Origin of the sequence: Exiguobacterium sp. KRL4, from assembly GCF_001870785.1 — a bacterium.
Classification (GTDB): domain Bacteria; phylum Bacillota; class Bacilli; order Exiguobacteriales; family Exiguobacteriaceae; genus Exiguobacterium_A.
Genome location: NZ_MOLV01000009.1, coordinates 12,361 through 25,156, shown reverse-complemented (window position 1 = coordinate 25,156; position 12,796 = coordinate 12,361). Strand labels below are relative to the sequence as shown.

The 12,796-nt window shown below is 45.5% G+C and carries 13 protein-coding genes; all 13 read right to left on the bottom strand.

Going from position 1 to position 12,796, the window contains the following annotated elements; translation table 11 throughout:
• Positions 1-17 precede the first annotated feature (17 nt).
• Positions 18-863 carry a DUF72 domain-containing protein gene (locus tag BLD48_RS07390; RefSeq protein ID WP_071499636.1) on the bottom strand — a complete coding sequence of 282 codons (846 nt, stop codon included), beginning with the start codon at positions 861-863 and terminating at the stop codon, positions 18-20.
• Positions 864-1,050: 187 nt separating this feature from the next.
• Positions 1,051-1,617 carry a dihydrofolate reductase family protein gene (locus tag BLD48_RS07385; RefSeq protein WP_071499635.1) on the bottom strand — a complete coding sequence of 189 codons (567 nt, stop codon included), beginning with the start codon at positions 1,615-1,617 and terminating at the stop codon, positions 1,051-1,053.
• A gap of 157 nt (positions 1,618-1,774) precedes the next feature.
• Positions 1,775-2,515, bottom strand: a complete 741-nt coding sequence (locus tag BLD48_RS07380; protein WP_071499634.1) for an HIRAN domain-containing protein — start codon at positions 2,513-2,515, stop codon at positions 1,775-1,777.
• 3 nt (positions 2,516-2,518) lie between these two features.
• On the bottom strand, positions 2,519-3,358 hold the full coding sequence (locus BLD48_RS07375) for a HipA domain-containing protein (protein ID WP_083412266.1): 840 nt from the start codon (positions 3,356-3,358) through the stop codon (positions 2,519-2,521).
• Positions 3,359-3,627: 269 nt separating this feature from the next.
• Positions 3,628-5,025 carry a Fe-S cluster assembly protein SufB gene (gene sufB, locus BLD48_RS07370; RefSeq protein WP_026830056.1) on the bottom strand — a complete coding sequence of 466 codons (1,398 nt, stop codon included), beginning with the start codon at positions 5,023-5,025 and terminating at the stop codon, positions 3,628-3,630.
• 32 nt (positions 5,026-5,057) lie between these two features.
• Entirely contained in the window at positions 5,058-5,492 is a 435-nt protein-coding gene (gene sufU, locus BLD48_RS07365; protein ID WP_014971111.1) for a Fe-S cluster assembly sulfur transfer protein SufU, read from the bottom strand.
• Positions 5,482-6,705: a cysteine desulfurase gene (locus BLD48_RS07360; RefSeq protein WP_071499633.1), complete on the bottom strand. Its 1,224-nt coding sequence runs from the start codon at positions 6,703-6,705 to the stop codon at positions 5,482-5,484. The genes sufU and BLD48_RS07360 overlap by 11 nt, the downstream gene beginning before the upstream one ends.
• A 1-nt stretch (position 6,706) precedes the next feature.
• Complete coding sequence (sufD, locus tag BLD48_RS07355) at positions 6,707-7,984, bottom strand: Fe-S cluster assembly protein SufD (RefSeq protein WP_026830058.1); 1,278 nt, start codon at positions 7,982-7,984, stop codon at positions 6,707-6,709.
• A gap of 18 nt (positions 7,985-8,002) precedes the next feature.
• Entirely contained in the window at positions 8,003-8,788 is a 786-nt protein-coding gene (sufC, locus tag BLD48_RS07350) for a Fe-S cluster assembly ATPase SufC (protein ID WP_071499632.1), read from the bottom strand.
• A gap of 156 nt (positions 8,789-8,944) precedes the next feature.
• On the bottom strand, positions 8,945-10,171 hold the full coding sequence (locus BLD48_RS07345; protein ID WP_071499631.1) for an MDR family MFS transporter: 1,227 nt from the start codon (positions 10,169-10,171) through the stop codon (positions 8,945-8,947).
• Positions 10,172-10,241: 70 nt separating this feature from the next.
• Positions 10,242-11,069 (bottom strand): MetQ/NlpA family ABC transporter substrate-binding protein, encoded by an 828-nt coding sequence (locus BLD48_RS07340; protein ID WP_026830061.1) that lies wholly within the window; start codon positions 11,067-11,069, stop codon positions 10,242-10,244.
• A 31-nt stretch (positions 11,070-11,100) separates the two neighbouring features.
• On the bottom strand, positions 11,101-11,766 hold the full coding sequence (locus tag BLD48_RS07335) for a methionine ABC transporter permease (RefSeq protein ID WP_071499630.1): 666 nt from the start codon (positions 11,764-11,766) through the stop codon (positions 11,101-11,103).
• Positions 11,763-12,785: a methionine ABC transporter ATP-binding protein gene (locus BLD48_RS07330; RefSeq protein ID WP_071499629.1), complete on the bottom strand. Its 1,023-nt coding sequence runs from the start codon at positions 12,783-12,785 to the stop codon at positions 11,763-11,765. The genes BLD48_RS07335 and BLD48_RS07330 overlap by 4 nt, the downstream gene beginning before the upstream one ends.
• Between the last annotated feature and the right edge of the window lie 11 nt (positions 12,786-12,796).

The following is a 12,796-nucleotide window of genomic DNA, read 5'->3' as shown; positions in this document are numbered from 1 at the left end:
CAAGCCTCCTCTAGGTATTAAAACAATGAGATTTGCCGGGGTGCCAGCGATTCGTAATCCAGACCTAAAATCTCGATGAGTCGTTTGGCGTTCGGAACGGCATCTCCTGCTGAATTGTTATTAAAGAAAACATACACGTCTTTTGCCTGTTCGGCAAGCGAACGGATATGTGTCGCCAAATCTTGCAGTTCATCTTCCGAGTAACGGTACAGACAACGGACTTTCCGCCAGTCGTCACTGCTCTGACCCGGTTTTTTAAGCCATCCGTTGATATTACGGCCATGCAAGCGGACGAACGCCGTCTCTTGCGTCACGACGGGAACGAACGGTACAGACCCGTCTTCCGTCTGCGGCTCATCACAAATCGTATGAATGAATTGATGCTCCGCCAAAAAACGAAGCGTCCGTTCTTGATAAAGATCTGAATACCAGGACGGATTCCGAAACTCGATTGCGACAGGAAGTCCGGCAAGCGACTTCCGGATCGTCTGGAGATACTCGAGATGGACTTTACTGACATCAAACCAAGGCGGGAGTTGGACGAGGATCGCTGCAATCTTTCCACTCTGCCGCATCGGTTCGATCGAGGTCAGGTATTGTTCGAAGATTGGACCAAGCGGATCCTTGTTTTCCCGGTCATGTCCACTCATCGCCCGGTGGACCTTGACGATGAACCGAAAGGCGTCCGGAGTCTCCGCGACCCACTTCTGATAATTTCGTTCCGGTTGAATCGCATAGTACGTCGAATCGACTTCGACTGCCGGAAAATGTCCTGCATAAGCGGCAAGCTTCTCTTTCCGGTCTTGTGGTGTCGGATAGAGGCTGTCGTGATCGCCCCAACCGGTCACGCCGACATAAATCATCCGTCTTCCTCCTATCTGTATTACTCCATATTTCCCATCATAGCATAGCAGAATCAGGAATTTCTTCTTCGGAGCTCTTCTCGGAAAAGAGATAAAGTCTGTATATAAAAAACAAGCAGATCCTTCCTACTCCTGCAAAAATAAGGGGGATGGACTGCCTGTTTCATTGATCTGTTCCTCTTCTGAATCAATCATTCCGGATCCGCTCATACGTCAAGGCGATACATCCGGAAGCAAAGGTCTGCTGGTCGATGAGACGTAAAGGGAAAGGTTGCTCGAACAACGGAAACATCCGCTTGCCGCCGCCGAGTAAGACGGGATAGATGACGACATGATAACGGTCGATCAAGTCCAGGCGGACAGCTTCTGCCGCAAGCGTCGCTCCTCCGATTGCAATCTGTTTTCCTGGGTGTGTCCGCAAGTATGCGATTTCTTCTGCCAGCGACCGGGTTGCAAGACGTGCCTTACCTTCGACGGACTGTAAGGTATGTGAGAAGACAACCTTCTCAAGTTGCTGCCAACACTTCGCATACTCAATTAAAATCAGATCCGTCTCCGTTTGATCGGCCGTCGACCAATACGGATACATTATTTCGTACAAGCGACGTCCATAAACATGGGTATCGAATTCTGTCTCGTAGTCATTAAAATACTGATGCAGTTCAGCGTCCGGTGATGCGAAGGCGATGCTGCCCGACGCATCCTCGATGTACCCGTCGAGCGAGACTTGAAAAGAATAGACGATATCACGCATGATGACTCCCTCCTTTTTTAATCTTTTACCCGTTTTTTGCTGTTCACGAAAAAAACTCTACTATCTCCGGATAGTAGAGTTTTATAATAAAGCTCAAATTTTTCAAAAGTTCTTAGTCACTCCCCTCCTAAAGTATAGGAGTAAAATTCAAACTAGTTTATTCTGTATAATATACAGGTAAAAGATTATAGTTAAAGTTGCTATCTTTTATATTTTTTTGCTCCAACGTACCTTCAACTTTAATTTTAATTTTCAGTTGAGAAATAGCATCACTATCAATATTAGTAATAATAGCTTCAGAAATAATAGCTACCGATAGAGCTTCGCTATAAAAAGCCGGTACAAAACCAAGCAAACGATTATCACTAGTTAGTATTTTGATAGCAAAACGGTCTTTAGGATTTTCAGGATCAGCATTTAAATTTAAAGAATCTCCAACTTTTAATTGGTGAATTACTTCATCTCCTCCGTAATGACTCCATCCAGCTATATAAAATTCCAATGTTAAACGACCATCTTCTACGTAAATTGGACTTGCGAATTCATAAGGATCAGTCGCAAGTTTACCTCCTGTTACAGATAGAAAGTCCATTTCAGTAGAATCTTCATTTAGACCAAATTTAGTTAGAAGTTTACTATAGTCTGGTCGACTTTTACTTGGTAAGCGTCTAGCAAAAGGACCAAACAAATTACTAGATGTATAGATCATTTTTAATTCTGGAAAGGCCAAATGAGGAGTATACCCATTCTCTAAAGCTTCTTGTAAACATCTATTTTTACTGCAAAACTCGTACTGAAACATAAAAAGGCCATCTTGATAAATCAAATTTCCAACATGGTATCTTTGTCTAGTGTCATTATTTTGCCAAATTAACCAGAGAAGTTGCGGTTTTTTCATGGCTTAGCTCTCCTTTAATAAATCAAATATCCAAGTCTTTCTGTAAAACAGTAGCCGAAAGACCCACTTCTTATAAGTATTAGACATAACCGTTTCGGGTATCGTTTCAAGTATGTTCTCAACAGCAACCGGATTTAACCGTTCAATTCTTTTTAATTCACTTTTTATAAATTCAGGATAGTTTTTTTTTAATTCAAGTAAGAATTCTCTTAGTTTAGGCCTCTTTTTTTCTGGTAAACCAATAATCGATTTACTTCTATTAGTGAATGCCTCAAACATTCTAGAATCTCTTAACATTTTATCTATTTGATCCACCGAATTGCTATATCCCAATGAAGCTCCATTATCAAAAATAGGAGACATTTTTATGTCATCAGAACTTTCAAAAATAATGCCCCAATTTTCACAATGTCTATCTTGATTAGCAATCAAAGCATCGAAAACTAAAGTACTTAGTATACCTTGTTCAAGTCGAAATGGTGCAATAGCATTCATAACGTTATCCAAGGTGTAATCAGTTAAATCATTTATTTGAAAATCTATTATATTTCTCTTAATTAAATCGCCACCGTCAAAAAATTCATTCGTCTTACTTGAAAAATTTCTTAGGAGTAACCCTGTCTGATTATTATAAATAGCAATTTCTACCGTCATCATATTTAATCCTATTGATTTACCGATTTCAGCAGCAATTTTTTCAGCCCATATCTCTCCAGTATTTTCTTTTGGTAACTTAAATAAATAATTTTCACGAGTATTTGGACAAATAACCCAATATTTTTCTCGAGTTCCTGATGCCATTAATTCATCGTTTACTTTCCAATGTGTTATGTCTTTTATCATAATTATTACCCCCACGGTAATGCGTTAGGATATTATATATTTTAACTCACTCTATTATTTTAACAGAAGCATATCTTCTTACCATATATTTCTCAGTACCCCACCATAAATATTTAACGGTCACTAGGAATAAGAAATTATATGTATAAACGTAGTTAATATAAAAAAAGAAGGATTGCCATCTAGAATTCGATAGACAATCCTTCCTTTTTTATAATTTAAAGCCAAAAAAACTCTTAATTTTTAATTCAGAAAAATTATCAAGATAATTATCCAATTGAACCTTCCATCTCAAACTTGATAAGACGGTTCATTTCGACCGCATATTCCATCGGCAATTCTTTTGTGAACGGCTCGATGAAGCCCATGACGATCATTTCTGTTGCTTCTTCTTGTGAAATTCCGCGGCTCATCAGGTAGAACAATTGTTCTTCTGAGACCTTCGAGACTTTCGCTTCGTGTTCAAGCGAAATGTTGTCGTTGAGAATTTCGTTGTACGGAATCGTATCCGATGTCGACTGGTTGTCCATGATCAACGTGTCACATTCGATGTTCGAACGTGCGCCTGTCGCTTTACGACCAAAGTGGACGATCCCACGGTACGTTACTTTCCCACCGTGTTTTGAAATCGACTTCGAGACGATCGTCGACGACGTGTTTGGTGCAAGGTGAATCATCTTCGCGCCCGCATCTTGGTGTTGACCTTTACCCGCGATCGCGATTGATAATGTCATACCACGTGAACCTTCACCTTTTAAGATGACAGCCGGGTATTTCATCGTCAATTTCGAACCGATGTTGCCATCGACCCATTCCATCGTCGCGCCGGCTTCACAGATCGCACGTTTCGTCACGAGGTTGTAGACGTTGTTCGCCCAGTTTTGAATCGTCGTGTATCGGCAATACGCGTTTTTGTTGATGAAGATCTCAACGACTGCTGAGTGAAGCGAGTTCGTCGTGTAGACCGGTGCTGTACATCCTTCGACGTAATGAACCGATGCGTCTTCGTCAACGATGATCAATGTCCGTTCGAACTGACCCATGTTTTCCGAGTTGATGCGGAAATAGGCTTGAAGCGGCGTGTCCATCTTGATACCTTTTGGTACATAGATGAATGAACCACCTGACCAGACCGCTGTATTAAGTGCAGCGAACTTGTTATCCGTTGGTGGGATCAGTTTCCCGAAATACTCACGGAACAGTTCTGGATTTTCTTTTAATGCTGTATCGGTATCCTTGAAGATGATTCCTTGATCTTCCAGTTCACTCTTCATGTTGTGATACACCACTTCTGACTCGTACTGTGCCGAAACACCCGCGAGGTATTTTTGCTCAGCTTCCGGGATTCCGAGTTTGTCAAACGTACGTTTGATTTCTTCCGGTACTTCATCCCATGATTTTTCAGCACGTTCTGATGGTTTAACGTAATACGTGATGTCATCAAAACGAAGATCTGATAAATCGCCGCCCCATGCCGGCATTGCTTGTTCGTTGAAAATCTTGAGTGATTTCAGACGGAAATCAAGCATCCATTGCGGTTCTTCCTTCATTTTCGAGATCGTCTCGACGACTTCTGTCGTCAAGCCGCGTCCAGAACGGAAGATCGAGATATCGCGATCGTGGAAACCATATTTATAATCGCCAATTTCAGGCATGTTCTTAGCCATGTTCGTTTCCTCCTCTTACTTACTGACCGAAGTTACTTCCCTTCTTCGACGCCACGTTCGAGCGCCTTCCAGGCAAGTGTCGCACACTTGATTCGTGCTGGGAACTTCGTTACACCGGACAGTGCTTCCGCGTCTCCCAGATCAAATTTCTCATCGTCGTAGTCTTTTCCTTGAACCATCTCGGAAAAGATGTTGGCGAGTTGTAATGCTTCTTCGACTGTTTTTCCTTTGACAATCTGCGTCATCATCGACGCAGATGCCATGCTGATCGAACACCCTTCACCGTCAAACTTCGCATCTTTGACGATATCGTCTTCGATCGCGAGTTGCAGGCGGATTGTGTCGCCACAAGTCGGGTTATTCATATCGATTGTCACACCACCGTCAATCGCACCACGATTGCGGGGCGTTTTATAGTGGTCCATGATCACTTGACGGTACAAGTGATCGAGATTGTTAAAATCCATGACTGAAATACTCCTTCGTTTGGCGAAGTCCTGTCACTAAGGCGTCTACTTCTTCCTTTGTATTATACAGGTAGAAGCTTGCTCGTGCCGTTGAACTGGCTCCGAGCCAGCGCATTAGCGGTTGGGCACAATGATGACCGGCACGGACTGCGATACCTTGCATATCGAGGACCGTCGCGACATCATGCGCATGGACATCACCGAGATTAAAGGTGACGAGACCCACCCGTTCTTCCGGACCGTAAATCGTCAGCCCTTCGATGTCACGCATTTGTGCCATCGCATACTGGGCAAGCTCACGTTCGTGGGCTTCGATGTTACTGAGTCCGACTTGTTCCAAGAAATCGATTGCCGCTGATAAGCCGACTGCTCCTGCAATGATTGGTGTTCCTGCTTCGAACCGGTACGGTGATGGTTTGAACGTCGACTCTTCAAGCCCGACGTAGTCAATCATCTCGCCTCCGAATTCGACCGGCTCCATCGCATTGAGTAATGCTTTTTTGCCGTACAGGACACCGATACCGGTTGGTCCGCACATCTTATGTGCCGAAAACGCCAGGAAATCACAATCGAGATCCGTGACATCGATTTGTTGGTGCGGTGCACTTTGCGCTGCGTCGACGACCATGACGGCCCCGACAGCGTGCGCAAGTTGTGTCACTTCTTTGATCGGATTGATTGTCCCGAGGACGTTTGACACATGGGCCATCGCGACGACCTTCGTCCGATCTGAAATTTGTTCCTTGACGGCTTCGATCGTCACACGACCGTCCGCTGTCAAATCGACATATTTCAGTTTCGCTTTTTTCTTTTTTGCGACTTGTTGCCATGGAATGAGATTCGCATGGTGCTCGAGATACGTAACGACGATCTCGTCGCCTTCTTGCACATGCTCCATTCCGTAACTCGACGCGACGATATTGATCGCCGTCGTCGTCCCGCGGGTAAAGATAATCTCTTCATGGTGTTGCGCCTTGATGAAACGACGTACGTTCTCACGCGCACCTTCGTACGCATCCGTCGCTCGTGTTCCGAGCGTATGGACGCCACGGTGCACATTCGAATGAACCGTCTTGTAGTAGTTCTCAATCGCCTCAATGACGACGAGCGGCTTTTGTGAAGAAGCCGCACTATCTAAATAGACGAGTTTCCGGTCATTCACCTGTTGGTCAAGAATCGGAAACTGGTTGCGGATGGATGCATCGATTCCCATATTAGTTTACTTTCCCTTCGATCACTTGAACGAGACGTTCTTTGACAGAGTCAATTGCGAGTTCGGAAACAACCGGTTGTAAGAAACCATGAACGACAAGACGTTCTGCTTCTTTCCGTGATAAACCACGGCTCATCAAGTAGTAGAGTTGGAGTTCGTCGACACGGCCGACAGATGCCGCGTGTCCTGCCATGACATCATCTTCATCAATCAAGAGGATCGGGTTCGCGTCACCACGTGCCTTTTCAGACAACATGAGCACACGTTCCGTTTGGACACCGTTTGATTTTGAAGCGCCATGGTGAATCATCGATGTTCCGTTGAAGATCGATGTTGCGGAATCTTTTTGAACACCGTGAATCAAGATGAAACCTTCCGAACCTTTACCAAAATGGTCTGTCCGGACGTTGAAGTTTTGTTTTTGATCCCCACGACCAACCGTTACGGCTTTCGTGTCAGAAAACGAATCGTTACCGACGAGGTGTGTTTTCGTTTCTGTGATCGTGTTTCCGTCATTCATGTGACCGAGTGCCCATTCGAGCTTCGCGCCTTGTTTGACGACACCGCGACGGTTCATATATGTGACGGCACCCTTACTGAGCGTGTCGACACCACCAAAGAGGACTTTTGCGTTGTCTTCGACGAACACTTCTGTGACGACGTTGACGTTATGCGCTTCTTCGCCATACGACACGAAACTTTCGATATATGTCAGTTCGCTGTCTTGATCGGCAATGATGATCGCATGGTGGTAAAGTGCGCCACCTGCTTGTTCCAGCGTATAGATTGCTTGCATCGGAACCGTCAACTTCAGGCCTTTTGGTACATAAAGGAACGTACCGCCGTTCATGAGTGCTGCGTTCAGTGCTGCCAGACGATCTTCGTTGACGTTGACGCCTTCTGTCATGAAGTACTTCTCGACGAGCTCTGGATGATGTTTCATTGCGTCAACGAGCGTCGTGAAGATGACACCGTTCGTCGCTTCGCTGTTTTGCGCGTGAACGAGTTGTCCGTTACGCGTGATCAGCATATGGTCACGGTTTTCACCGATCAATGTTTCGATATCCGGTGTCAGACCTGTTACCGTCTCAAGATCTGCTGTTCCTTCTGTGAAGTTCCAGCCACCGATTTTGATTTTTTCTACTTTTGGCAATGCGAGCGTTGGGGCAAGATCCAGTGCGTCTTGACGCTTAGAGATCATCCAAGCGGGTTCCCCTAAGCGAGTCGCACGTTCTGCCACTGCCTCGCGATTTACTGCAAGATTCAGTTCTACAGTCATCATGCTTCCTCCCTCGTGTTACGCTTTTGTTTCGATTTCGACTTCTTCGATGCCGAGTTCTTTTTTAACCCAGTCATAACCTTCTGCTTCTAAACGGTGTGCGAGTTCTTTCCCACCAGACATGACGATTTTCCCGCCCATCATGATGTGGATGAAGTCAGGCTCGATATAGTTCAAGAGGCGTTGATAATGCGTGATGATCAAGCAGCCGAATTCAGGTGAACGCATTTCGTTGACACCTTTTGCGACGACTTTGAGTGCATCGATATCAAGACCTGAATCGATTTCATCAAGGATGGCGATGGATGGTTTCAACATCGTCATTTGGAGGATTTCATTCCGTTTCTTCTCTCCGCCTGAGAATCCTTCGTTGAGGTAACGGTGTGCCATTTCGCCCGGCATTTCAAGAAGACCCATTTGTGCGTCGAGTTGACGGATGAATTTCATGAGTGAGATTTCATCGCCTTCTTCGCGGCGTGAGTTGATCGCTGAACGCAAGAAGTCTGAGTTCGTAACGCCACTGATTTCGCTTGGGTACTGCATCGCGAGGAACATACCAGCTTGCGCACGTTCGTTTACTTCCATCTCTAAAACGTCTTCGCCGTCAAGTGTGACGGATCCAGATGTTACTTCGTAAGTCGGGTGACCCATTAGTGCAGAAGCGAGTGTTGATTTACCAGTCCCGTTTGGTCCCATGACCGCGTGGATTTCGCCGCCTTTGATTTCTAAGTTGACGCCTTTCAAGATTTCTTTGCCGTCGATTGCAACGTGTAGATCTTCAATCTTTAAGTGTGAAGCCTTCATATAGAATCCCTCCATCTATTCATTTCGTGTCTGACGATTCAGTTCACGAGAGTTACTAATTTAGTATCATTCTAATCTTAATGAATCATACCACATTATTCAAGCGTCATCGCTCATGGTTTTTTCTCAAAATGGAGCCCTTCAGTGAGAATGACTTCAAAGTGAGACGACTTCTTTCTCTTCTTCCGATTTCGATTGACGATGAACCCGCTGTGACAGTAGGAGCAGTGGTATTCCGAGAACTGTCAAGAGGGCTAAGACGCCAAAAATCGGCAGCGGATGTTCTGCTCCAAAACAAAGTAATAATTGTCCGCCGACGACCGGTCCGACCGATTGACCGATCGACGTCAACCCCATCGCGCCGAAGTAACTTCCCCGTAATTCCGGTTTCGCAAAGCTGTCCGTCAAAATGTCGGTCATCGTAAACATCATCACCTCTCCGCACGTGAAGATAAACATCGCGCCGATCATCAACCAAACCGTTCCGGCTGTTCCCATGACGAATAATCCAACGGCGACGGTCGCAATTCCGACCGTGATCGAAACAAGCGGTGACGTTTTGACACCAAACTTCATGATCGGGTACTGAACGACAAGCACCGTGATCGCATTGATCGTGATCAACAAAGCAAACAAACTCGTCCCACCGGATAATAACGTCGTCGTCGTCAAAAACTGCGGCAACGTCGAGTTAAACTGGCTGTAACCGAAGACACCGAAGATGATCCCTGCTAACGCAAACGTAAACGCCACATCGGTTTTCAAAAGACGAATCGTCGCTCCAAATGATACTTTTTTCCCACCATGACTCTCCGTGATTGGATGCCGCTTAAACAAAATGAAGATGGCGAGTCCATATCCGAGATAAACAGCTGCTGTTATATAGAAAGTAACCGCCGTATTTCCGGCACTGAGCAGCAAGGCAATTCCCGGTCCGATCGCCGCCGCGATGTTGATGCACGTATAACGAATGTTAAAGACGAACAACCGGTTTTCTTCATCCGTCGTATCGCTGATCAAGGCGCGGGCAGATGGTTCAAAAATCGACCGAAAAATCCCGTTTAACGCACTTAAGATGAAAAATGCCCAAAACGTCTCGACTTGCGCCAGTCCGATAAAGACGAGGACGAAACCGAATGTTCCGCTCAGCATCATCGTCCGCCGGCCATACCGGTCGGATAACGTTCCCCCGACAAAACTCATGACGAGACTCGCGACGGCTGAAATACTGAGAATCCAACCGACATCAACTGGACTAAACTTCAAGACGACGGATAAGTAAATCGCAAAAAACGGCATCGTGATGAATGTTCCGAGCCTTGCGAAAAATGTCCCGAGCAACACTCCGACCGTCAAGGGATGAAGCTGTTTCAAACGTTGCATAAAAATCCCCCTTCCACAAAAAAATAATGCATCCTTCCATTATATAGGAAGAATGCATTAATCGAGCAGATTATTTACTGACTGGGACGACTGCCCCTTTGTATTCTTTCGTGATCCAGTCTTGTGTTTCTTTTTCATGCAAGATGTCGACTAAATCTTGGACCTTCTTTTCGTTTTCGTCCCCTTCACGTGTCACGATCAAGTTGACGTATGGTGAATCTTGTCCCTCTAAAGCAATCGCATCTTTTAATGGATTGAGTCCGTTGTCAATCGCATAGTTCGTGTTGATGAGGACAGCATCCCCTTCATTGTTTTTGTAGGCTTGTGGTAAAAGTGCTGCTTCGATATCTGCTTTGAACTTCAGTTTTTTAGGGTTTTCAACAACATCTTTGACTTGTGCGTCTGATGTTTTCCCGTCTGCTAGTTTGATGAGTCCTTCGTTTTGGAGCAATGTCAAGATTCGACCATGATCGGCAACAGATGAACTCATTAAGATTTGTGCGCCGTTTGGTAAGTCACTCAATTTTTTATATTTTTTAGAGTAGACGCCGATTGGCTCGATATGAATGCCGCCTGCGCTCGCAAATTTATACGCTTTGTTTTCAGCCATCTGTGATTTCAAGTATGGTTCGTGCTGGAAATAGTTTGCGTCGAGTTCTTTTTCAGCTAACGTTTTGTTTGGTAACACATAGTCGTTGAATTTTTTGATTTCTAACTTGTACCCTTTTGCTTCATACTCTTTTTTGACATGCTCTAAGATTTCAGCATGCGGGACACTTGAAGCGCCGATGACGAGTGTTTTTTCATCGCCTGACGATGATCCCTCACCACATGCTGCAAGGCTGATTGCTAAAACGGAGACAGAGGCTGTCCCGACAAATTTTTTCCAAAGTTTCATGAATGATTCCTCCAGTTATAGTTAAGTTTTTTTATCGTTTGTCGATTTTTTTAACAAGTACGTCGCCGATAATCTGAATGATAAAGACGATGACGAGAATCAATAATGTCGCAACGACAATGATGTCGTTTTGGGAACGCTGGAATCCGTCGATGAAAGCCAAGTTTCCAAGTCCCCCACCACCCACTACTCCGGCCATTGCCGTGTAACCGACGAGGGCGACAAGTGTCACGGTGATACCAGAGACGATCGCAGGTAACGCTTCTGGAATGAGTACCTTATAAATGATTTGAATTTTTGTCGCCCCCATCGATTCGGCTGCCTCAATGACTCCTTTATCGACTTCACGCAAGGCAAGTTCGACCATCCGTCCATAAAACGGCGCAGCCCCGATAATCAAAGCCGGGATGGCTGCGGTTGAGCCGATAATCGAACCGGTCACGAGTTTTGTCACCGGGAACAATAGGATGATCAAAATGATGAACGGAATCGATCGGAAGATATTGACGAAGAAACTGAGAATCCCGTAAAACGTCCGATTCTTAAACAAGAGTTCCTCGTTGGTCGCATACAACAGCAAACCGATCAACAGTCCGGCGACAAACGTCACGATTCCGGCGACACCTGTCATATACAACGTATTCACCGTTTGTTGCCCCATTACTAACCAATCTACATTTTCAAACCACTTGCTCATCGATGATCGACCTCCACTTCAACGTCACTCGCTTGAAGTTTGGCGATGACCGCTTGTGTTTCCTGTTCTGCCCCGATCAACTGAATGAACAGCGTCCCGAGTGCCCCGTCCTGCGTTTGTCCGACGTTCCCGCCAATGATATTAAATAATAAGGTCGAATCTTTCATGACTTCGGCAAGAATCGGGCTCTCGGCAGTCGAACCGACAAACGTCAACTGAACGATTTTCCCGGTCGGATACCGTTCCCGCAATTTCGCAAACGTCAATTCGTTTTCTGCTGAAGACGTCAACTGTTTGACGAACTCTTTTGTCATCGCCTGTTTTGGATGACGGAACACTTCGGCGACCGGTCCTTGTTCGACGATTTTCCCGGCTTCCATGACGGCGACCCGGTTAGAGATTTTTTGAATGACGTGCATCTCGTGCGTGATCAAGACAATCGTCAGTTTCAGTTTTTTGTTGATGTCGACAAGCAACTCTAAGATCGAGTCCGTCGTTTTCGGATCAAGTGCGCTTGTCGCTTCGTCACATAATAAGACGTCCGGGTTAGACGCCAGTGCCCGGGCAATCCCGACCCGTTGTTTTTGACCACCCGATAGTTGCGACGGGTAAGCGCCTTCTCGTCCGTCGAGTCCAACGAGTTGAATCAGCTCGGCGACCCGTTCTTTACGGCGTGCTTTCGGATAACCACCAAGTTCCAGTGGGAACATGATGTTTTCTTCAACCGTCCGCGACCACAGCAGGTTAAAGTGCTGGAAAACCATCGAGACGTTTTTGCGAACACCGCGTAATTCTTTTGGACGTAACGTCGTCATTTCGACTCCGTCGATTTGGATTGAGCCACTCGTCGGAGCTTCTAACATATTCAGCAATCGGATCAAGGTGGACTTCCCTGCTCCCGAATAACCGATTATTCCAAAAATTTCACCGCGCTCGATTGTTAAGTCGACATTGACGACGGCTTCAACCGATCCGCGCTTCGAGCGATAAATCTTTCCTACATCCTGTAAGCGAATCAATACTGTCCCTC

What these genes read in the sequence shown, in the direction of transcription:
- BLD48_RS07390 (WP_071499636.1), bottom strand. Translation starts at nt 863, where the DNA reads ATGATTTATGTCGGCGTGACCGGTTGGGGCGATCACGACAGCCTCTAT.
- BLD48_RS07385 (WP_071499635.1), bottom strand. Translation starts at nt 1,617, where the DNA reads ATGCGTGATATCGTCTATTCTTTTCAAGTCTCGCTCGACGGGTACATC.
- BLD48_RS07380 (WP_071499634.1), bottom strand. Translation starts at nt 2,515, where the DNA reads ATGAAAAAACCGCAACTTCTCTGGTTAATTTGGCAAAATAATGACACT.
- BLD48_RS07375 (WP_083412266.1), bottom strand. Translation starts at nt 3,358, where the DNA reads ATGATAAAAGACATAACACATTGGAAAGTAAACGATGAATTAATGGCA.
- sufB (WP_026830056.1), bottom strand. Translation starts at nt 5,025, where the DNA reads ATGGCTAAGAACATGCCTGAAATTGGCGATTATAAATATGGTTTCCAC.
- sufU (WP_014971111.1), bottom strand. Translation starts at nt 5,492, where the DNA reads ATGGATTTTAACAATCTCGATCACTTGTACCGTCAAGTGATCATGGAC.
- BLD48_RS07360 (WP_071499633.1), bottom strand. Translation starts at nt 6,705, where the DNA reads ATGGGAATCGATGCATCCATCCGCAACCAGTTTCCGATTCTTGACCAA.
- sufD (WP_026830058.1), bottom strand. Translation starts at nt 7,984, where the DNA reads ATGACTGTAGAACTGAATCTTGCAGTAAATCGCGAGGCAGTGGCAGAA.
- sufC (WP_071499632.1), bottom strand. Translation starts at nt 8,788, where the DNA reads ATGAAGGCTTCACACTTAAAGATTGAAGATCTACACGTTGCAATCGAC.
- BLD48_RS07345 (WP_071499631.1), bottom strand. Translation starts at nt 10,171, where the DNA reads ATGCAACGTTTGAAACAGCTTCATCCCTTGACGGTCGGAGTGTTGCTC.
- BLD48_RS07340 (WP_026830061.1), bottom strand. Translation starts at nt 11,069, where the DNA reads ATGAAACTTTGGAAAAAATTTGTCGGGACAGCCTCTGTCTCCGTTTTA.
- BLD48_RS07335 (WP_071499630.1), bottom strand. Translation starts at nt 11,766, where the DNA reads ATGAGCAAGTGGTTTGAAAATGTAGATTGGTTAGTAATGGGGCAACAA.